This is a genomic window from Microvirga tunisiensis (assembly GCF_009296175.1).
Taxonomy (GTDB): domain Bacteria; phylum Pseudomonadota; class Alphaproteobacteria; order Rhizobiales; family Beijerinckiaceae; genus Microvirga; species Microvirga tunisiensis.
In genome coordinates this window covers 1-20,029 of record NZ_VOSK01000112.1, presented here as the reverse complement: position 1 = coordinate 20,029, position 20,029 = coordinate 1, and the positions used below count along the sequence as shown (strand labels likewise).

Sequence of the window (20,029 nt, the reverse complement as noted above, 5' to 3'; positions counted from 1 at the left end):
ATCTCGCCCGGGCGGAGTTCGCAACGCTGCGGTTGCGCCTGCTCAAGATCGCCGTGCGGGTGCAGGAAACCACCAGCCGCATCCGACTGGCCTTTGCCTCGTGCTGTCCGGAAGCGGATCTCGTCCGGCGTCTTGCGAGCGCTCTGGCACCCCAGCCCCGGGCGGCCTCGCCCTGAGCGCCGGGGCTGCCATCGCCCCGGTCATCCCATCCCGTCCCTGCCAACGCGTTCCCCACGTTCCAGACCTTGCCGCGGTGAAAGAAACGCAGCGGATCGGCACGCCCGCGCTACCAAATAGGCCCCGAAACAAACTCTGGTGAATAGGAACGGCTAGCCTCAACAGATGAGCTTACCCCCGGCGGCCTTTTCATAGTTATCGTTGGCGACGACGCGGTACTTAATGACCCTTTTGTTTGTAAAAGGTGTCACGGAAATAATATTGTCGTATATAAATCAAATGGTCCTACCTCTTAAAGGTTCGGAGTATCCTGCCTATTAGGATTATACCGCTAAACCTAAAAAGTATTTTTGCAAGCAGTTGGAATTAACATAAGTTTATTGTTGCGCTGCAATAATACAGCAACGAGCCACAGAGCGCCGAGACGGCTGCACAGCATGATTATTACGGTTTTTGACATCACTATTCTTGGCTAATCCACGCGTCACTACAGTCTCACTTTTCTCATTTAGGCTTATTGTCAGCAGAGCGCATGTTGATGGCGACTATCTATCTGGTCGCTCCAACTTTGGCGCAAGGCATGAAGCTGGACAGAGCGAATCTCGAACGAGCGAATAGCGAGACCACCCGTGGTTTCTCCAGCGCTCCTCTCGAGGATGTACGAACGATGACCGTCCGCGATCTCGACGGCTTGCAGCCGCACAGGGAAGCCTGGGATCGTCTGGCTTGGGAGTCACCTCAGGGCTTGGCCACCATGCTGCCGGCCTGGGTCGAGGCCACCTTTCGATACGGCCTATGGCCGCACTGGCGCTGGATGTGCTGCTTTGCCTATGCCGGTGAGCGGCTGATCGGCGTGATGCCGGTCGTGATCACCCCTCATCCGATCCTCGGCCATCGCCGCCCCTTGCTGCGCACCTACGGCAAGCTGACGACCTCGGGCGACATCGCCCTGGCACCCGATTGTGCAGCCGAGGCGCTCAAGTCCCTGCTCGAGGAAGTGGCGCGTCAGGAGCCGCGCCATGTCGGACTGGATCTGCAGGCGGTGCGGCAGAACTCGCCGATCTGGTCGGCGCTGCGGGATGGGGCTGCACATCATCTCGTGCGCTCCAGTGCGTGCCACGGCTTCTCCATTCTCGACGTCCGTGGAAGCTTCGAATCTTTTATCGGCAACCTCAAAAGAATGTCGAGTGATCTGGGGCGGTATCATCGCAAGATCAAAAAGCGCGGAAAGGTTCGGATTGAGATCGTAACCGGCCCTCATGCCCGGGCCGATTTTCTGCCTCAGTTCCTGGCACTGGAGGCAGCGGGCTGGAAGGGACGCTGTGGTGGCGCCATCCTCAACAACCCGGACTCGCTCGCTTTCCACACGGCTCTCGTCGAGAACTTCGCCGCCGAGGGGCGGCTGGCCTGGCATCTGATCTGGGTCGACGACACCCTCGTGGGCGCGCAACTGGCATTGAGATGCAATAGATCGCTCATGCTGCCGAAGTACACCTTCAACGAGGATTTTGCCGAGTGCCGCGTCGGCACACTCCTGACCGAGGCCGCCTTCCGGGATGGGTTTGCCCAGCGTGAACTGCATGAGCTCAACCCGATGAGCAAGGCTCAGGCCCATGCCTACTGGCACTTGCCCGAGGAGAAGTATGTCGACGTGCACCTTGTGCGCCGGACGGCCGTGGCGATGCTGTTTCACCTACCGCGCGTTTGGTTGCGCAAGGCTTACTGGACCCATATTCGTCCGCGGGTACCCGAGGCCGCCAGGAAACTCCATCGCCAATTCAAGCGCCGCGGCGGCCGCAAGCCCAAACGGGCCGCAGAGGTTCAACCCACCGCGAAGGTCAATCGAAAGCATACGGGGCAGGCGGTTGTTCTTGCCCTATTTCTTGCGCCGTTCACAGCAGGGGCTTGGTCTCTCATGGAATGTGGCGCTTCCGAAATGGAGGGCCGGGCACAATCCCCCAGCCGGCCGATTGCCAGAGGCATGATCCGTGCCTGACATCCTGGAAAGTCTCATTCCAGATGAGAGGCTCGGTGAGAAGTCGCCGGCGCCTGCTCCGATCAGGTTCCCTGCCTCAGGGTTGAGCTTAGCCATAAGGTCTATGCCTCGTTTCCATGCCCATTGCAGGTGGCAAGCAAGAGCCGGAGCCTGAAATGAAACGCAGCCCCGCTATCTGAGCATTTGCGAATGTCCGCCGAAGGTCTTAAATCAGCGGCACATCAGAAGGGCAGGGTCCCTTCGCCCCAGGGGTTTTAGCTTCATGGCCGTCGTTCTCGACCTACTGAACAAGGATCAACGCCCTCGCCATCCGGAAAAGGCGCATCGGCCGGATCAGCCCGTTCAGCAGCGCAAGCCCGAATGGATCCGCGTGAAGGCTCCAGGTTCGCCGAAATGGGCCGAGACCAACCGGATCGTGCGCGAGAACAAGCTCGTGACGGTCTGCGAGGAGGCGGGTTGCCCCAATATCGGTGAGTGCTGGGAGAAGAAGCACGCGACCTTCATGATCATGGGCGACACCTGTACCCGGGCCTGCGCCTTCTGCAACGTGAAGACCGGCCTGCCGCAGGCGCTCGATCCGAACGAACCGGAGAGTGTGGCAAAGGCCGTGGAGAAGCTCGGCCTGGAGCACGTGGTCATCACCTCCGTGGACCGTGACGACCTCGCCGATGGCGGCGCACGGCATTTCGCCGACGTGATCCACGCGATCCGCGCCCGGTCGCCGAAAACCACCGTCGAGATCCTGACGCCCGACTTCCTGAGGAAGCCCGGCGCGCTCGAGGTCGTGGTCGCGGCCAAGCCCGACGTGTTCAACCACAATCTCGAAACGGTGCCGTCCAAGTACCTGAAGGTGCGCCCCGGCGCGCGTTATTTCCACTCCATCCGCCTGCTGCAGCAGGTGAAGGAGCTCGACCCGACCATCTTCACCAAGTCCGGCATCATGGTCGGCCTCGGCGAGGAGCGGAACGAGGTGCTCCAGCTCATGGACGATTTGCGCTCTGCGGATGTGGATTTCATGACCATCGGTCAGTACCTCCAGCCGACGAAGAAGCACCATCAGGTGATCCGATTCGTGACGCCGGACGAATTCAAAGCCTATGAAACCACCGCCTATGCCAAGGGTTTCCTCCTGGTCTCCTCGACTCCGCTGACGCGCTCCTCGCATCACGCGGGAGAGGATTTTGCCAAGCTGAAGGCGGCTCGTCTGACGAAGCTCGGCTAGAAACTGACGAGCATTATTCGGACGCGGCATGCAGCGCATTCTGGTCATCGGCAGCCCGGGCGCGGGCAAGAGCACCCTGGCAAGTCGCCTCGCCGGGCGCCTGAACCTGCCGCTGATCCATCTCGACAGGGAATATTTCGGCCCCGGCTGGACCATGCCCTCCAAGGAGCAATGGCGCGAGCGGGTAAAGGCTCTCGCGGCCCGGCCGGCCTGGGTGATGGACGGCAATTACGCCAGCACCTTCGACCTCCGCGTGCCTCGCGCCACCGCCGTCATCTGGCTCGACCTGCCGCGCTGGCAGTGCAGCCTGAGCGTACTCTGGCGCGTAGCGAGGAACTATGGCCGACCGCGGCCCGATCTCGGCACCGCCGGTCCCGAGCGCTTCGACTGGTCCTTCATGCGCTGGATCTGGTCCTATCCCCAAAAGATGCGGCCAAAAACTATTCGCATGCTGGAGCGCCTGCGGCCCGATCAGGGCGTTTACGTGCTGCGTTCCCGCTCCGACATTCCGGCCGTGGAGGCCGCGCTTTCAACCCTTAAAGAGGCCGCCTGAGCATGCCGACCTTTCGCACCACGCGTTCCGTCAAGCATACGCCGGCTCAGATGTTCGCCCTCGTCGCCGATGTGGAGCGCTATCCGGAGTTCTTGCCCCTGTGCGAGGATTTGCGGGTCATGCGCCGTGTTCAGAGTGGGGAAGGAATTGAATCTCTGGTCGCTACCATGTCGGTGGGCTACAAGGCCATCAAGGAAACCTTCACCACCCGGGTGACCCTGGACGACCCGCGCCTGAAGATCACGGTCGAATACGTGGACGGCCCGTTCAAATTCCTCGAAAATCGATGGACCTTCCGCGAGGTGCCCGGCGGCTGCGACGTGGAATTCTACATCAACTATGAATTCAGGAGCTTCGCGCTCGGCCTCCTCATGGGCAGCGTCTTCGACAGGGCCTTCCGCAAGTTCACCGAAGCCTTCGAGGAGCGGGCGGACGAGATCTATGGGGCGCCGTCGAAGACTCAAGTCGGGGCGAGAACGGCCTGATCAGCGCACTGCCTGTTCCAGCAGGGCCAACGCATCCTCCACCGCCCGGCGGCGGACAATCTCCCGACCCAGATCGCCGTAGCGCCGCTCCAGGTGGATTGTTGCGGCTCCTTTTCGGGCCAAGCCGAAATGGACGAGGCCCACCGGCTTCGTGGCCGTTCCGCCGGTCGGGCCGGCCACACCGGTGATGCCAACAGCCACATCCGCCCGGGAATGGGCCAATGCTCCCTCGGCCATGGCCCGGGCAACCGGCTCGCTCACCGCCCCATGGGCTGCGATCAACTCGGCCGGAACCCCTATCAGCTCGATCTTCGCCTCGTTGGAATAGGTCACGAACCCGCGCTCCATCACGGACGAAGAGCCGGAGATCTCCGTCAGCAGGGCAGCGACCAGACCGCCGGTACAGGATTCGGCGGTGGCGATCTTGAGGCCCTTGTCGCGATAGGCGTCCAGGAGCGTCGCAGCGCGATTCGTCATCTCGGGCCTCATGCACTCACCTCCGGCAGGCGGATCGTCGCGGCTGCCTGAGCGGCGATGCCCTCGCCGCGGCCGGTAAATCCGAGCTTCTCGGTCGTTGTCGCCTTAAGCGAGACTTGGTCCAGGCGAAGCCCCGCAATCTCGGCAACCCGCTGCCGCATCGCTTCCCGGTACGGTCCCAACCGCGGCTTCTCACAGAGGAGTGTGGTGTCGAGATGGTCGACGATGCCGCTCCGATTGCGGACGAGCTCCACCGCATGGGCCAAAAATCGATCGGAGGAGGCGCCACGCCATTGCGGATCGCTCGGCGGGAAATGGGTGCCGATGTCCCCGTCGGCGAGAGCGCCAAGGATCGCGTCCGTCAGTGCATGCAGAATCACGTCCCCATCCGAGTGGGCAATGATGCCTCGGTCATGGGGCACCTTGACCCCGCCGAGCCAGACATGATCGCCCTCTCCGAAGGCGTGGACGTCGAAACCGGTGCCGAGGCGGGTTACCCAAATCATCTCTTCGCCTTTCAAACGCCGCTCGGCCTCCTGGAAGTCCGCCGGATGGGTGAGCTTGATATTGCCGATTTCGCCTTCGAAGACATGGACCGGCAGACCGGCCCATTCGGCCAAGGCACCGTCATCCGTGAAACTGTAAAGGTTCGAAGCGGCCGCTTTGCGGTGTGCGTCGAGAAGGGGAAGGAAACGGAAAGCCTGCGGCGTCTGAACAGCCCTCAGTCTCGAACGATCCGGCGTGGAGAGCACTTCGGACTGGTCCCCGATCACCTTGATGGTGTCGGTGACGGTCGTTCCCGGAACAGCGGCCCCCCAATGCCGGGCAGCTTCGATGGCCCGCTCGATAAGATCGGGGCCAGCAAAAGGGCGCGCCGCATCGTGGACGAGAACAATCTCAGGATTCAGGTCTGTTAAGGCTTCAAGTCCATTTCGCACCGAATCCTGTCTCGTCTCACCGCCATGGGCGCATGGCAGAATTGACGATGACGGGGATGGTAACGTCCGAATCGTTTGTTCATAGAAGTCACAGTCGTCAGGATGGATCACCACGACGGTTCGACCGATCGCTGGGTGCGAAAGAAAAGCCGAAAGCGTTCTTGCCAGAACCGGCTTTCCCTCAAGCCACCGGTACTGCTTCGGGATCCCTTCACCCGCTCTTGATCCACGTCCTGCGGCAACGATGAGGGCGGCAACTGACATTCGGGCGAGCTCTCTCTAACGAACGCTCTCCTAAGCGTGAGGTGGGAAGAAGGCAAATCCTGTGGGAGGGGCTTGAACCTAGCGTCGAAATGGCTATTGATTAGGCACAATGAGTTTTGATCAAAAATTAGGCGCAGGCAGCTTCAGCATCGGTCCAGTACGGGTAGAAGCCGCCAGTATTCTCGCACCTTTGTCCGGAGTAACGGATGTCGCCTTCCGACGCATTGCCAAGCGTCTTGGAGCTGGCCTCGTCGTGTCCGAAATGGTGGCGTCGGACGAGCTGGTCCAAGGCTCGGAGGAAGCGCAGCTGAGGTCTGAAGGAGCCGGGATCGAGCCCCACGTCGTCCAGCTGGCCGGATGCGAGCCATACTGGATGTCGGAAGCCGCGCGAGTGGCGGAAGGGGCAGGGGCCGGAATCATCGACATCAACATGGGCTGCCCCGCCAAGCGGGTGATCGGCGGCTATGCCGGGTCGGCCCTCATGCGCGATCTCGATCATGCGGCTCGGCTCATCGAAGCGACCGTACAGGCGGCCAGCATTCCCGTGACCGTCAAGATGCGGCTCGGATGGGATCATGACACGATCAACGCACCTGAACTCGCACGCAGAGCGGAGAGCCTTGGGGTGCAAGCCGTAACGGTCCACGGCCGGACGCGCCAGCAGTTCTACCAAGGGCAGGCTGACTGGAAGGCGATCGCGGCTGTTGTCCGAAACGTCAGCATCCCTGTTATCGCCAATGGCGATATCGGCTCGCTCGAAGATGCGAAACGCTGCCTGTCAGCTTCGGGTGCCGCTGCCGTGATGGTCGGCCGCTCCGCGGTCGGAAGGCCCTGGCTCGTCGGTCAGATCGGTGCAGCTTTGCAAGGCGTGACGCTTCCCGATCCGTCACCGGAGGCGATGACTGAGATCGCCGTCGAGCATTATCAGGGACTCCTGTCCCTCTATGGTGAGAAGGTCGGCATCCGCCATGCCCGCAAGCACCTTGCCGCCTATGCCGATGTGGCCGTGGCTTCAGGCTTCCACATCGCACCGAGCATTCGGACCGCTCTCGTGACCTCCGAGGAACCTCATATGGTGATCGCCTTGCTGCGCTCCCTCTACAGCCGTCAGGATCGGGAGGCGGCATGACGATGGTGGCCATCAACGACCTCATCATGAATGCGCTGCCGATCCCGGTTCTGACGGTCGGACCGGAACACCGGATCGTGCATGCCAATGCGGCAGCCGAATCCTTCTTCGAAATGAGTCTGCGCATGATGCTGCGCCAGAAGCTCAGCGACTTCCTGCCCTTCGGCTCGCCGGTGTTGGCGCTCGTGGAGGATGTTCGCCAACGGGGCTCCAGCGTCAGTGAGCATCGCGTCGATATCGGCAGCCCGCGCCTCGGAGCGGAGCGCATCGTCGACGTTTCGGCGAGTCTCTTGGGTGATGACAGCGACAGCGTGATCGTCATGCTCCAGGAGCGGACGATTGCCGATAAGATGAACCGCCAGCTGACCCATCGCGGGGCGGCCCGGTCCATCACGGCGCTGGGTGCCCTGTTGGCGCACGAGATCAAGAATCCTTTGTCCGGCATCCGCGGGGCGGCGCAGCTCCTCGAGCAATCCGCGAGCGAGGACGACCGGCTACTCACTCGGCTCATCTGCGATGAGACGGATCGCATCGTGAAACTCGTGGAGCGCATGGAGCTGTTCGGCGAGGAGAGGCCGGTCGAACGCGGGGCGGTGAACATCCACGGCGTGCTCGACCACGTGAAACGCCTCGCGCAATCCGGCTTTGCCCGCCACATCCGCTTCGTCGAGAACTACGATCCCTCGCTTCCGCCGGTGCTCGGCAACCGCGATCAGCTGATCCAGGTCACTCTGAACCTGGTCAAGAATGCGGCTGAAGCGGTCGGCATCGATGCCCCGGACGGCGAGATCATCCTGTCGACGGCCTTCCGGACCGGCGTCCGGCTTCAGGTCCCCGGCTCCCAGGAACGGGTCAGCCTTCCGATCGAGCTGAGCGTCATCGACAACGGCCCCGGCATTCCTCCCGAGCTGATGAGCGATCTTTTCGATCCTTTCGTGACGACCAAGGTCCAAGGCAGCGGCCTGGGGCTTGCTCTCGTTGCAAAGATCGTCGGCGACCATGGCGGCATCGTCGAATGCGAACCGGCACCCAGACGGACCACTTTCCGAATTCTTTTGCCTATGCACCGCGCCGATGACGGCCGCGGCGCCGATTTGTGAGATTAAACGATGCCTAGCGGACAGATTCTTCTCGCTGATGACGATGCGGCCATCCGGACCGTCCTGAACCAAGCCCTGTCTCGAGCCGGATACGAGGTTCGCTCCACCAGCAACGCCGCCACCCTCTGGCGGTGGGTGGCTCAGGGGGAGGGCGATCTGGTCATCACGGATGTGATGATGCCGGACGAGAACGCCTTCGATCTCCTGCCCCGCATCAAGAAGATACGCCCGGAACTGCCGATCATCGTCATGAGCGCGCAGAACACGTTCATGACGGCTATCAAGGCTTCCGAGCGCGGAGCCTACGAATACCTGCCGAAGCCCTTCGATCTGAAGGAGCTCGTCGCCGTCGTCGGCCGGGCCCTGTCTCGGCCCCGGAACGTTCCCACCGGGGCCAACCCGTCGCCGGAGAACGAGGATATCCCGCTCGTCGGCCGCTCCCACGCCATGCAGGAGATCTACCGGGCGCTCGCCCGTCTGATGCCCACCGACCTGACCGTGATGATCACAGGCGAGTCCGGAACCGGCAAGGAACTCGTGGCAAAGGCACTGCACGATTACGGCAAGCGCCGGCAGGGTCCGTTCGTGGCCGTGAACATGGCGGCGATCCCGCGCGAACTGATTGAATCCGAACTCTTCGGGCACGAGAAGGGCGCCTTCACCGGCGCGACCGCCCGCAGCACCGGGCGTTTCGAACAGGCGGAAGGCGGCACGCTCTTCCTCGACGAGATCGGCGACATGCCCATGGAGGCCCAGACCCGCCTCCTGCGCGTCCTACAGCAGGGTGAATACACGACTGTTGGCGGTCGGGTGCCGATCAAGACCAACGTCCGCATCGTGGCGGCGACGAACAAGGACCTGCGCGTGCTCATCCAGCAGGGCCTCTTCCGCGAAGACCTCTATTTCCGGCTCAACGTCGTGCCCTTGCGCCTTCCGCCGTTGCGCGAGCGTGTCGAGGATATCCCGGATCTGGCGCGCCACTTCTTCGTGCTGGTGGAAAAGGAGGGCCTTGCGCGCAAGCAGCTCGACGTGGACGCCATGGACCGGTTGAAGCGGTACCGCTGGCCGGGCAATGTCCGTGAGCTGGAAAACCTGGTTCGACGTTTGGCAGCCCTTTATCCCCAGGACACCATCACAGGGGCCATCATCGATGCTGAACTCGATTCCCAGCCTCTGCTTCCACCTCAGCCAGCAGGAAGGGCCTCTCAGCCGTCTCAGCAGAACTCGGAGGGACTGTCCGATGCCGTCGAGCGGCATCTGAACGAGTATTTCTCCGGCTTCAGGGACACGCTCCCGCCTCCCGGCCTCTATCACCGCGTGCTGCGCGAGATCGAGGGCCCCTTGATCGGCGCGGCCCTTGCGGCTACCCGCGGCAACCAGATTCGAGCGGCCGAGCTTCTCGGGGTCAACCGCAACACCCTTCGCAAGAAAGTGCGGGATCTTGAGCTCATGGTGGTCCGATCCAATCGCACCTGAGCCTTGGCTGCTGTAATAATTTGACCACAGTGTTGTGTTGGTGCATCACCCACTGACAGGGTGCCGAACCGAGGGCACCCGATTGGCGGGGCTTCAGTCTTGATCGAGCAGGACACCATTGCACAACGGCAGACGGCGGAACCGTCTCAGAGCGGCCTCGGCTGGCTGGGCTACGGCGCCGTGCTGTCGGCTCTGGCCTCGGCCCTTGCCACATTCCTGATTCTCGCCGGCGCGACCCCGCTGCTGCCGACGCACAATGTCGTGGTGTGGGTTTTCCTGCTGAACGGCTTGCTGATCGCGCTGCTTCTCGGGATCGTCGCCTGGCAGACCCGGAAACTGGTGCGTGAGCGCAAGGCAGGGGCGGCGGCTGCCGGTCTCCATGTGAGGATCGTCGGGCTGTTCAGCCTAGTAGCGGTCCTGCCCGCCATCCTGGTCGCGGCCGTCGCGACGGTCACCCTGGAGCGCGGCCTCGACCCCTGGTTTACAGGCGCGCTGAAAGACCTGATGACCAACACGGTCTCCATCGCCCGATCCTATCGCGAAATGCAGTGCCGGACGCTCGCCCGAGAAACCCAACTGATGGCGGCCGACCTCAACCGTGCCAAGGTTCTCTACGACGCAGACCGCAACCTCTTCCGGGAGTTCATGAATTCCCGTTCCGTCTTCCTCGGCTTTCCGCTCGCCATGATCGTGGACCCGGATGGTTCGGTGGTCGAGCGGATCGAGGTGAAGAAGCTCGAAAACGTTCCGCAGCCGACGCAGATCGATCTGCAGGAGGCCAGCAATCGGGAGGCTCTCTGCCTCTTCCCGAAATCCGGCAATATCTTTCGCTCCGCCTTGAAGCTGGAAGCCCATGGCGGACGCATCCTTTACGTCGCCAGGGAGGTCGATCCACGGGCGCTGGAGTTCCCTCAGGTTGCCGAAGCAGGTGTGGCCTTCTATGAGGCCCTCGACCAGAAGAAGGCGGGCATTCAGATCGCTTTCGCTTCCATGTTCACGCTGATTGCGCTGATCGTGCTGCTCTCGGCCGTCTGGTTCGGGTTGAACTTCGCCAACCGTCTTGTCGCTCCCATCCGGCGCCTCATCCATGCAACGGACCAGGTGGCGACCGGCAATTTCTATGTCCAGGTGCCCGTGCGCCGGGGTGAGGGCGATCTCGGACATCTGGGCGAGACCTTCAACAAGATGACCTCGGAGCTGCGTCGCCAGCACGATGGGTTGACGACCGCCAGCGACCTCATGGATCGGCGGCGGCGGTTCACCGAAGCGGTTCTGGCGGGCGTTTCGGCTGGCGTCATCGGTGTCAATGCGCGAGGGCTGATCACCATCGTCAATCCGTCGACGGAGGCCCTGCTCGGCACCTCCCACAAAGAGTTGCTCGGTCAGCCGATCACCATGATTTTGCCGGAGGTCGCGCCCCTCGTCGAGGAGATGAGCCAGGGACGTCAGCGCCTGATGCAGCAGCAAATCCATATTTCCCGGAAGGGCAAGGAGCGCACCATCAATGTTCGTGTGACCAGCGAGCAGGCGCGCGGGGGCCAGAGGGATCTCGTCATCACCCTCGACGACATCACGGATCTCGTGCTGGCGCAGCGGACTTCCGCTTGGGCGGATGTGGCACGGCGCATTGCGCACGAGATCAAGAATCCCCTGACACCGATCCAGTTGTCGGCCGAACGCATCCGCCGGAAATACGGCAAGGTGATCACCACGGACCGGGAAGTGTTCGATCAATGCACGGATACCATCGTGCGGCAGGTCGATGACATCAAGCGGATGGTCGACGAGTTCTCCTCCTTCGCCCGCATGCCGAAGCCGACCATCGGCAACGAGGATCTCGCTGAGACGATCCGTCAGGTGGTTTTCATGATGAAGATCGCTCATCCCGAGATCGAATTCGTCGATCGGGTTCCGGCAGGCTCTCTCATTGCACCTTTCGACCGCCGGCTCGTCTCTCAGGCCGTGACGAACATCGTCAAGAATGCAACCGAAGCGATTGCGGCTGTGCCGGAGGATGAGAGAGGTCAGGCGCAGATTTCGGTGCTGATCGACGATACCCATCCGGATTATCTGATCCTGGCCGTGAGCGACAACGGCAAGGGGTTCCCAGTCGAAGGGCGGCAGCGTCTTCTGGAGCCCTACATGACAACGCGCGAGGGTGGAACCGGACTGGGTCTGCCGATCGTTGCAAAGATCTTGGAAGATCACGGAGGTGGCATGGAACTGGCCGACAATCCAACTGGCAGGGGTGGGCAGGTTCGCATGTGGATCCCGAAGACAAAGCATGTTGCATCGGAAGAGACATCGGCCGCTTCCAGCCGAAATGACTCTCGCAGGGCAAGCCTATGAGCGCTGATATTCTCGTCGTCGACGATGAAGTCGATATTCGTGAGCTGGTGGCCGGCATTCTTGAGGATGAAGGGCACCGCACCCGCACGGCCGGCACATCCGATGAAGCTTTGGCCACCATCGAAACGCGGCGTCCTCACCTCGTGTTCCTCGACATCTGGCTGCAGGGAAGCCGGCTTGACGGGCTTCAGGTTTTGGAGATCATCAAGGCCCAGCATCCTGATCTGCCGGTTGTGATGATCTCCGGCCACGGCAACATCGAGACGGCAGTCTCGGCCATCAAGACGGGCGCCTACGACTTCATCGAGAAGCCTTTCAAAGCGGACCGGCTCGTCCTTGTCGCCGAGCGTGCCCTCGAGGCATCGCGCCTGAAGCGCGAGGTCCGCGACCTGCGCTCTCGTTCCGTTCAGGCCAGCCGCATTGCGGGCAGGTCGATCGTCATTAACCAGCTTCGGCAGGCGGTGGAACGTGCGGCGCCGACCAATGCCCGCATCCTGATCACGGGTGCACCCGGTTCAGGCAAGGAGCTGACGGCCCGGACCGTTCACAGCCTCTCTACGCGCGCCAATGGCCCGTTCGTCGTCCTCTCGGCCGCAACGATCACGCCCGACACCATGGAGGCGGAGCTCTTCGGCACCGAAGGCGGCGAGGGCGGGGGGCGTCGTGTCGGCGCCCTCGAGGAGGCCCATGGCGGCACCCTCTATATCGACGAAATCGCCGATATGCCGCGCGAGACACAGAACCGAATCCTGCGCGTTCTGGTCGATCAGAACTTCCAGCGCGTCGGCGGAACGACACGGGTCCATGTGGACGTGCGCATTGTTTCATCCTCCGGCCGCGACCTGCCCGCTGCCATTGCGGCAGGCCAGCTCCGGGAAGACCTGTTCCATCGGCTCGGCGTGATTCCGATCCGAGTGCCGTCTCTCGCCGAACGGCGCGAGGATGTACCGGAGCTGATCGAGTTCTTCATGGAGCAGATTTCGTCCACGACGGGCCTCCCGAAGCGACGTATTGCGGAAGACGCCATGGCGGTCCTGCAATCGCATGACTGGCCAGGCAATGTGCGGCAGCTTCGCAACAACGTCGAACGGCTGATGATTCTCACCTCCGGCGATGCCGATGCGGAGATCACCGCCGACATGTTGCCTTCCGAAATCGGCGCGCTCGTTCCGAGCACTCCTGGCGGGGCAGGGGGCGAAAAGCTCATGAGCCTCCCTCTTCGTGAGGCCCGTGAGATCTTTGAGCGCGAGTACCTCCTGGCGCAGATCGCACGCTTCAGCGGCAACATCTCCAGAACGGCGGAGTTCATCGGCATGGAGCGCTCGGCGCTGCACCGGAAGCTGAAATCTCTCGGGATAGGCGGGTAAAGACGCTTCACCGTTACAGGACACCGTCGGTTCTTTTCGGGCTGCAAAGAACGAAAACCTACAATCCACGGGAAAATATGCTCCGAGGGGGTAGAACCGTTGCGCCCCCCTTGCCGAACGGCGCTGTTCGCACTGTAATAGACCTGCCGGTCACCGACCGCACGAAAGCGGACAACCATATTCAGGCGGCCCCATAGCCAAGACCGGCGGCGATGGGCTGGCGAGGCAACTTCAATGGCGGGCGATCGCGCGCAGAATCTTCAGGACACCTTTCTGAACTACGTCCGGAAGCAAAAAATCCCCCTGACGATCTTTCTCGTGAACGGGGTGAAGCTTCAGGGCGTCGTCACCTGGTTCGACAACTTCTGCGTCCTTCTGCGCAGGGATGGTCATTCCCAGCTGGTTTACAAACACGCCATTTCCACCATCATGCCTGGACAGCCCGTCCAATTGTTCGACCAGATCGACGAGGCTGGCGAGAAGGCTTGAGGTGACGGAACCACGCAGTCCGGGGGAAGAACGTCTCGCTCAGCTTGCCGAACCTGAGAAAGAGGTTGCGGCCGGAACGAGGACGCTTGTTATCGGTCCGTATCTTACCCGCAGGCGGCGTGGTTCAGGTGAAACAGACGGGGAGGGCGCCAATCCGCGCCCTTCGGAAGCACGCCTCGATGAAATCACCGGCCTCGCGCTCGCGATCGATCTGACCATTACGCAATCCCTGATAGCGCCCCTATCCTCGCCTCGACCTGCCACTTTCATCGGCAGCGGCAAAGTCGACGAGCTAGCCGGACTGATCCGGGCTGAGGAGATCGGCCTCGTGGTCATGGATTGCGCGCTCAGCCCTGTGCAGCAACGCAATCTTGAGAAGGCCTGGGGGGCAAAGGTCATCGACCGCACCGGCCTGATTCTTGAAATCTTCGGGCGGCGGGCGCGGACGAAAGAGGGCACCCTCCAGGTCGAACTGGCCCATCTGTCCTACCAGAAGGGCCGGCTGGTCCGCTCCTGGACGCACCTCGAGCGCCAGCGCGGCGGCTTCGGCTTCCTCGGCGGCCCCGGAGAAACGCAGATCGAGGCCGACCGGCGCCTGATCCAGGAGCGCATGAACCGGATCGAGCGGGACCTGGAGAGCGTCGTGAAGACACGCTCTCTGCACCGCACGAGCCGCAGGCGGGTGCCTTACCCCATCATCGCCCTTGTCGGCTACACCAATGCCGGCAAGTCGACCCTGTTCAATCGCATGACCCAGGCCGATGTTCTGGCCGAGAACATGCTGTTCGCGACCCTCGATCCGACTTCCCGAGCCATCGATCTGCCGCATGGCGAGAAGGCCATTCTGTCGGACACGGTCGGCTTCATCTCCGATCTTCCGACCATGCTGGTAGCGGCCTTCCGCGCAACCCTGGAGGACGTGGTCGAAGCCGATGTCCTGCTGCACGTTCGCGATGTTTCCCATGGAGAAACCGACGCTCAGGCCGGCGATGTCGCCATCGTCCTGCGCGAACTCGGCATCGATCCGGACGATACGAGACGCATCATCGAGGTCTGGAACAAGGCGGATTTGCTTTCGCCCCAGGATCGTGAGCGGCTTGCCACCGCGTCGCACCGAACGGGCGAGGAGAGGCGGCCCATCCTCATCTCGGCACTGACCGGAGACGGCATTCCCGAACTTCTTGCCACCATTGAGCAGCACCTGGCCATGGGACGGCTGACCTATGAGGTCGATGTTGCGCCGGAAGACGGGCAGGGGCTCGCTTGGCTGCATGAGAACACGGAAATCCTGGCCCGCGAGACGAAGGAGAATGGGCATACCATCCTCCAGATTCGTCTCGTGTCCGGCAAGGAACCCCGCTTCCTCAACCGGTTTCCCGAAGCCCGCGTACTATGAGGAAGGGCCGGGCTCGCGCTCGGTCAGCTTCGCCGCGACCCATAGCTCTTCCATCTCCTCGAGCGATGCTTCATCGAGGCTCCTGTCCTGCTCTCCGAGAGCCAGCTCGATCGCCTTGAACCGCCGCTCGAACTTGGCGTTCGTTCGCCGCAAGGCTCGCTCGGAATCGATGCCGAAATGCCGCGCGAGGTTGGTGACGGAGAACAGAAGGTCCCCGATCTCGTCCTCGATCCTGTCTCGCGCGCCGGAAGAAGAGGCTTCCTTAACCTCCTCCAGTTCTTCATGAATCTTGTCGATGACCTGCACGGCCTCCGGCCAGTCGAAGCCGACCTTGGCAGCTTTCGCCGTCAGCTTCTGGGCGCGCGTCAAAGCGGGCAGGGCAGTTGGAATCCCGCCCAGGAATCCCGCCTCGTGAGCCTCGGGCAATTGTCCCAACTTCTCACGGGCCGCACGCCGCTCGGCCTTCTCTTCGCTCTTGATCGAGTCCCAAAGGTTCTTCACCTCCTCGGGCGATAGATCTTCGGTGTTCCCGAAGACGTGGGGATGGCGCCTGATGAGCTTTCGCGTGATGGCTTCGACCACATCGGGAAAGGCGAACGCACCCTGCTCTTCCGCCATACGGGCGTGAAAAACCACCTGAAGCAGCAAATCCCCGAGTTCGTCCCGCAAATCCGCCAGATCGCCGCGCTCGATGGCGTCGACGACCTCGTAGGCTTCCTCGAGCGTGTAGGGCGCAATTGACGCGAAATCCTGCTCCAGATCCCAGGGGCAGCCGGTTCCGGGCGTGCGCAGGGCCGCCATGATCTCGATGAGCCGCGTGATGTCCGTGGAAGGCTTCATGATCAATTTCCTGGTCGCTTCGCCGATGTCATAGCCTGAGGACAAAACGCGGGGCTAGCTGGATTTGCGCCATGTCCCTGCGTTAGCGGTATAAGGATGAGTGAGATGCTTCGGGCGTATTGAGGGCAGAACCATATGAGAGCGGGTCAAACTGGTCGATGGCATGATGTTCGTGGGCGAATCCGGGAGCGGCCACGCCGTCGTCATGGACGGAGCTCCGGAATATGGTGGCCGCAATATCGGCATCCGTCCCATGGAGATGCTCCTCATCGGTTTGGGCGGATGCACGGCCTTCGATGTGGTTCAGATCCTCAGAAAAGGCCGTGAGAAGGTCACGGACTGCGATGTCGAGGTCATGGCCGAGCGGGCCGAGACCGACCCCAAGGTCTTCACCGCGATCCATATCGATTATCGCGTCAAGGGCAGGGGGCTAGCACCCGCCAAGGTGGAGAGGGCGATCGAGCTTTCCAAGGAAAAATACTGCTCTGCCTCCATCATGCTGGGCGCCATGGCCAAGATCACCCATTCCTGGACCGCGATCGACGAGGCCGAGGAGGCGGAGGTCGCCTCCTCCTGATCTATCAACATCCGGGACCACGATCATGAAGATGTTCTTCTCGGAAGCTCAACTGGCCCACCAGCCCAAGCAATATATGGTGCATGGGCGGATTGTGGATCCTCTTGAAAAGCTGGACCGGGCCACGACGCTGGTCGACGCCTTGGAAACGCAAGGATTGGTCAAGACGGGCCCAGGCGATTTCGGCCGGGATGCCATCTTGGCGGTCCATGCCGAGCATTACGTGGATTTCCTTGAAGACGCCTACGATCGGTTTCTAAAGCTCCCCAATCACGGCCCCGAGGTGCTGCCGAACGTCCATCCGTATCGGGGAGCCGGCATTGATCTGGAAGAGCGCGGCAGGCCGCGTACGACAGGGATTCTCGGCCAAGCGGGCTGGTATATCGGCGATATGTCCTGCGCGGTCATGGCGGGGACCTTCCAGGCCGCATACGCCTCCGCGCAGACGGCGATTGCGGGTGCGGAGGCCGTGCTGGCGGGAGAGCGAGCCTCATTCGCCCTTTGCCGGCCACCCGGTCACCACGCTTATGCCGACCGGGCCTCGGGCTTCTGCTTCTTCAACAACGCCGCCATCGCGGCCGCCGTGTTGCGCAGCCATTTTCCCAAGGTGGCCATTGTCGATTTCGATACTCATCACGGCGATGGCACCCAAGCGATCTTCTATACACGCCAAGACGTCTTCTACGGCTCGGTGCACACCGATCCATCGTCCTATTATCCGCATTATGCCGGATACGCGGATGAGACCGGGGCAGGGCCGGGGGAAGGAGCCAACCAAAATCTGCCGCTGGCTCCCGGCGCGGACGACGAAGCCTTCATCGACGCCAACCAGCGCCTAGCACTGGCGGTCCAGGCCCATGGAGCCGAGGCGCTGGTGCTGTCCGCCGGTTGGGACGCGCATCGGAACGATCCGCTGTCGAAGCTCAATGTCACGTCGGAGGCCTTCGCCCGAATCGGAGAAATCTGGGGCAAGATCGACCTACCGACCTTGATCGTCCAGGAAGGCGGATATTCGCTGGCGGCCGTCGCCGAAGCCGCTCCGGCTTTCATCGCTGCATTCCGGGCGAACGCGGCGGAATAAGCCTTGTAGCGGAACCGACGCGAGCTTCATTTCGAGACAGATCGGTGAGCCTTTGAACCGCACGATCCCGGAGGTGGGCTCGGAAGGGCGTCGCAACAGCCCTCTAATGATGCGGCAGGATTACGCGACGCTGCGAAGAAATTGGCTCCCAGAGCGGGCCTCAAACCCCCATGCCTTTCGGCGGCGCGTCAACAGCACGCTGCGTCTTCCAGTTTCGCCATCTGGGAACATACTCGTGACAGTTTAGTGATAACCGACACAGACTGAAACATTTGCTATGTATTGTCAGTTTCGTTGTCGAAATTCTTGAAAACAATCTATTGTCTATTGCCTGTTAACCACAAGCTTCTGGCTTTAACTATTCTGAACTACCCCAAGGCATGTTCGCCAGGATAAGTACTTGCTGAAGATTACTCTCTTGAATTAACGCCTTAGAGGCAACATGGCGGGACAGCCGTTGTCCGGCAGAACCTGCAGGCGTCCAGCGATCTGTTCGGGCGACGAGCGCCTTCAGGCAATTGACCACATAGGATGCCAATGGTTCGCAGCCAGATGGGGAATATGCGCGGTAAAGCGGCTCCTCGTCGTCAGCCAGTTCCGATTGATCTCATGGTAGCGGTGCGGATACCGGTACCGGGCAATGGACCGCATGGGTCTCGGCGGAACGCAACCGAAACAGTCTGCCGCGCTCTCTAGACTGGGGTAAGTGTAGGGCGGCTTCATCCAAACTCGTCGCGCAGATCCTTGCCTTGCAGGGCAGGTCGCACCCCAGCTTGGAATCCACCTTTCTACAAACAATGTCAGAACTCATTAGACAAGTCACTGATTGTGCTCGTTAGAGATGTCACTTCTGAGGAGAGGCTGCTTGGCCCTCAGCCGACCTTGAACAGGCTCTTGCCTTGGCCCCGGCGCCGCGGGGCGCTGTTGCTGCGGCTCATGTCGAGCTGCTTCTGCCGCTCGGCAATGTAGGCCAGCACCGGGCCGAGCCGCTTGTTCTCGACGACCGCCCCCTGGCTCACCTGCGGGCGGCGATCAAAGGTCCGGTAGGGCAGCTCACGCCCCTGATGCTTGATGGCAAACCGGCCGTCGGGATAGTCGTAGACCATCACCCGCTGACGAGCGAGAGAACGGGTGATCGCGTTCGGCTCCAGCAGGAACAGCACCTGGTCATACTGCAGGGTCAGGTCTTTGGTGACCGTCCGCTCCTCCCGCCAGGCGAAGGTGTCGTCCAGATCATCGTGCTCGCTCAGCGGTCGGTGCAGGTCCTTGGCACTGAACGGTACCTTGGCGAAGCGGCGGTTATAGTCGTCCATGAACCCCGGCAGGAATGCGTTGGCGGCCTCGATCGACGAGATCCCTTCCAGGCGCAGCTCCTTGACCAGCCGGTCCTGCAGGGTGCCGTTGGCCCGTTCCACCCGTCCCTTGGCTTGGGGCGAGTTGGCGCAGATGATGTCGATGTTGAGCTGGTGCAGAGCCCGGCCGAACTGGGTCATGCCGTCACCTCCCACCGCTCCTTTGCCGTTGACGCGGAAGACGGCATGCTTGTCTGAGTAGAATGCCACCGGCTTGCCGTAGCGCTCCAGATAAGCTCGCGCAGCCAGAAAGTAGTCGAAGGTGGATTCGGTCTCGACAAACCGCAGGTGCATCAGGCGACTGGTGGCGTCATCGACGAAGACCAGCAGGGTGCATTGTGGTCCGCGCTCCTCAAACCACCAGTGCTGCGAGCCATCAATCTGCACGAGCTCGCCAAGGCAATCGCGCCGGGAGCTCGGCTGATGCACGGGTTTGAGCCGCTGCTGGCGATCCTGCCAGAGGCCCTCGGCCAGCATCCAGCGCCGGACCGTCTCGACGCCCAGACCGATCCCATGCCGTTCGGCCAGCTTCTCACAGGCTAATTGTCAAGCGACACCGAGATTTACGAGATAAGGCGACATCCAGTTTTACGACGGCTCAAGCGTGAGCCCGCTGGAGAGCCTCCTCCAGATCCCGCAGGCGATAGCTGCGCCCCTTGATGTTGAGAACATGCGCTCGGTGCAGCAGGCGGTCGAGGATGGCCGTGGCCAGCACCTCGTCGCCGGCCAGCAGCTCGGTCCACTCCCGGATGCTCTTGTTC

Annotated in this window: 17 protein-coding genes and 2 pseudogenes; 14 read left to right on the top strand and 5 right to left on the bottom strand. The window is 61.9% G+C overall.

The window, feature by feature from the left end; translation table 11 throughout:
- From FS320_RS22670 to FS320_RS22650, 5 genes are all read left to right on the top strand, one after another.
- A partial coding sequence (locus FS320_RS22670; protein ID WP_192926244.1) for a transposase occupies window positions 1-176 on the top strand: 176 nt, incomplete at its 5' end.
- Window positions 177-844: 668 nt separating this feature from the next.
- Entirely contained in the window at window positions 845-2,173 is a 1,329-nt protein-coding gene (locus FS320_RS22665; RefSeq protein WP_162003169.1) for a GNAT family N-acetyltransferase, read from the top strand.
- A 262-nt stretch (window positions 2,174-2,435) separates the two neighbouring features.
- Complete coding sequence (gene lipA / locus FS320_RS22660; RefSeq protein ID WP_152714200.1) at window positions 2,436-3,395, top strand: lipoyl synthase; 960 nt, start codon at window positions 2,436-2,438, stop codon at window positions 3,393-3,395.
- Between the two features lie 28 nt (window positions 3,396-3,423).
- Window positions 3,424-3,948, top strand: coding sequence for an AAA family ATPase (locus tag FS320_RS22655; protein WP_152714199.1), 525 nt, complete (start codon window positions 3,424-3,426; stop codon window positions 3,946-3,948).
- 2 nt (window positions 3,949-3,950) lie between these two features.
- Complete coding sequence (locus tag FS320_RS22650; protein WP_152714198.1) at window positions 3,951-4,433, top strand: type II toxin-antitoxin system RatA family toxin; 483 nt, start codon at window positions 3,951-3,953, stop codon at window positions 4,431-4,433.
- On the opposite strand, the gene FS320_RS22645 is transcribed toward FS320_RS22650, so the two are convergent.
- Window positions 4,434-4,910, bottom strand: coding sequence for a CinA family protein (locus FS320_RS22645; RefSeq protein WP_244627307.1), 477 nt, complete (start codon window positions 4,908-4,910; stop codon window positions 4,434-4,436). It abuts the gene before it with no gap.
- An 8-nt stretch (window positions 4,911-4,918) separates the two neighbouring features.
- Complete coding sequence (locus tag FS320_RS22640) at window positions 4,919-6,112, bottom strand: bifunctional 2-C-methyl-D-erythritol 4-phosphate cytidylyltransferase/2-C-methyl-D-erythritol 2,4-cyclodiphosphate synthase (protein ID WP_152714196.1); 1,194 nt, start codon at window positions 6,110-6,112, stop codon at window positions 4,919-4,921.
- A gap of 109 nt (window positions 6,113-6,221) precedes the next feature.
- Between FS320_RS22640 and dusB the strand changes: the two genes are divergently transcribed.
- The 7 genes from dusB (at window position 6,222) to hflX (ending at window position 15,418) form a co-directional block, all read left to right on the top strand.
- A complete protein-coding gene (gene dusB / locus FS320_RS22635; RefSeq protein WP_152714195.1) occupies window positions 6,222-7,241 on the top strand; it encodes a tRNA dihydrouridine synthase DusB in 1,020 nt (339 codons plus the stop codon).
- Window positions 7,242-7,243: 2 nt separating this feature from the next.
- The gene (locus FS320_RS22630; protein ID WP_152714203.1) at window positions 7,244-8,341 is read left to right on the top strand and encodes a two-component system sensor histidine kinase NtrB; all 1,098 of its coding nucleotides are present in this window, start codon (window positions 7,244-7,246) and stop codon (window positions 8,339-8,341) included.
- 9 nt (window positions 8,342-8,350) lie between these two features.
- On the top strand, window positions 8,351-9,817 hold the full coding sequence (gene ntrC / locus FS320_RS22625) for a nitrogen regulation protein NR(I) (RefSeq protein ID WP_152714194.1): 1,467 nt from the start codon (window positions 8,351-8,353) through the stop codon (window positions 9,815-9,817).
- Between the two features lie 99 nt (window positions 9,818-9,916).
- The gene (locus tag FS320_RS22620; protein WP_152714193.1) at window positions 9,917-12,166 is read left to right on the top strand and encodes a sensor histidine kinase NtrY-like; all 2,250 of its coding nucleotides are present in this window, start codon (window positions 9,917-9,919) and stop codon (window positions 12,164-12,166) included.
- The gene (gene ntrX / locus FS320_RS22615) at window positions 12,163-13,533 is read left to right on the top strand and encodes a nitrogen assimilation response regulator NtrX (RefSeq protein WP_152714192.1); all 1,371 of its coding nucleotides are present in this window, start codon (window positions 12,163-12,165) and stop codon (window positions 13,531-13,533) included. The genes FS320_RS22620 and ntrX overlap by 4 nt, the downstream gene beginning before the upstream one ends.
- Window positions 13,534-13,767: 234 nt before the next feature.
- Complete coding sequence (gene hfq, locus FS320_RS22610) at window positions 13,768-14,022, top strand: RNA chaperone Hfq (RefSeq protein ID WP_009491222.1); 255 nt, start codon at window positions 13,768-13,770, stop codon at window positions 14,020-14,022.
- Window position 14,023: 1 nt separating this feature from the next.
- Window positions 14,024-15,418: a GTPase HflX gene (gene hflX, locus FS320_RS22605; protein WP_162003168.1), complete on the top strand. Its 1,395-nt coding sequence runs from the start codon at window positions 14,024-14,026 to the stop codon at window positions 15,416-15,418.
- Here the strand turns inward: hflX and mazG are convergent.
- A complete protein-coding gene (mazG, locus tag FS320_RS22600) occupies window positions 15,413-16,258 on the bottom strand; it encodes a nucleoside triphosphate pyrophosphohydrolase (protein WP_152714191.1) in 846 nt (281 codons plus the stop codon). The two genes, hflX and mazG, sit on opposite strands and share 6 nt — an antisense overlap.
- Before the next feature lie 151 nt (window positions 16,259-16,409).
- Here mazG and FS320_RS22595 point away from each other — a divergent pair, with 151 nt between their 5' ends.
- Both FS320_RS22595 and FS320_RS22590 read left to right on the top strand, forming a co-directional pair.
- Window positions 16,410-16,835, top strand: coding sequence for an OsmC family protein (locus FS320_RS22595; protein ID WP_274597203.1), 426 nt, complete (start codon window positions 16,410-16,412; stop codon window positions 16,833-16,835).
- 25 nt (window positions 16,836-16,860) lie between these two features.
- On the top strand, window positions 16,861-17,916 hold the full coding sequence (locus tag FS320_RS22590) for a histone deacetylase family protein (RefSeq protein WP_152714189.1): 1,056 nt from the start codon (window positions 16,861-16,863) through the stop codon (window positions 17,914-17,916).
- Between the two features lie 872 nt (window positions 17,917-18,788).
- Here the strand turns inward: FS320_RS22590 and FS320_RS22585 are convergent.
- Both FS320_RS22585 and FS320_RS22580 read right to left on the bottom strand, forming a co-directional pair.
- Window positions 18,789-19,811: pseudogene (locus FS320_RS22585) on the bottom strand (ISNCY family transposase); the annotation flags it as partial.
- Window positions 19,812-19,887: 76 nt separating this feature from the next.
- Window positions 19,888-20,029: pseudogene (locus FS320_RS22580) on the bottom strand (ATP-binding protein); the annotation flags it as partial.

Bases quoted from the DNA above. Each gene is read 5' to 3' on its own strand.
- dusB (WP_152714195.1), top strand. From the start codon at position 6,222: ATGAGTTTTGATCAAAAATTAGGCGCAGGCAGCTTCAGCATCGGTCCA.
- FS320_RS22640 (WP_152714196.1), bottom strand. From the start codon at position 6,112: ATGTCAGTTGCCGCCCTCATCGTTGCCGCAGGACGTGGATCAAGAGCG.
- FS320_RS22645 (WP_244627307.1), bottom strand. From the start codon at position 4,910: ATGACGAATCGCGCTGCGACGCTCCTGGACGCCTATCGCGACAAGGGC.
- lipA (WP_152714200.1), top strand. From the start codon at position 2,436: ATGGCCGTCGTTCTCGACCTACTGAACAAGGATCAACGCCCTCGCCAT.
- FS320_RS22655 (WP_152714199.1), top strand. From the start codon at position 3,424: ATGCAGCGCATTCTGGTCATCGGCAGCCCGGGCGCGGGCAAGAGCACC.
- ntrX (WP_152714192.1), top strand. From the start codon at position 12,163: ATGAGCGCTGATATTCTCGTCGTCGACGATGAAGTCGATATTCGTGAG.
- FS320_RS22650 (WP_152714198.1), top strand. From the start codon at position 3,951: ATGCCGACCTTTCGCACCACGCGTTCCGTCAAGCATACGCCGGCTCAG.
- mazG (WP_152714191.1), bottom strand. From the start codon at position 16,258: ATGAAGCCTTCCACGGACATCACGCGGCTCATCGAGATCATGGCGGCC.
- FS320_RS22630 (WP_152714203.1), top strand. From the start codon at position 7,244: ATGGTGGCCATCAACGACCTCATCATGAATGCGCTGCCGATCCCGGTT.
- FS320_RS22665 (WP_162003169.1), top strand. From the start codon at position 845: ATGACCGTCCGCGATCTCGACGGCTTGCAGCCGCACAGGGAAGCCTGG.
- ntrC (WP_152714194.1), top strand. From the start codon at position 8,351: ATGCCTAGCGGACAGATTCTTCTCGCTGATGACGATGCGGCCATCCGG.
- hfq (WP_009491222.1), top strand. From the start codon at position 13,768: ATGGCGGGCGATCGCGCGCAGAATCTTCAGGACACCTTTCTGAACTAC.
- FS320_RS22590 (WP_152714189.1), top strand. From the start codon at position 16,861: ATGAAGATGTTCTTCTCGGAAGCTCAACTGGCCCACCAGCCCAAGCAA.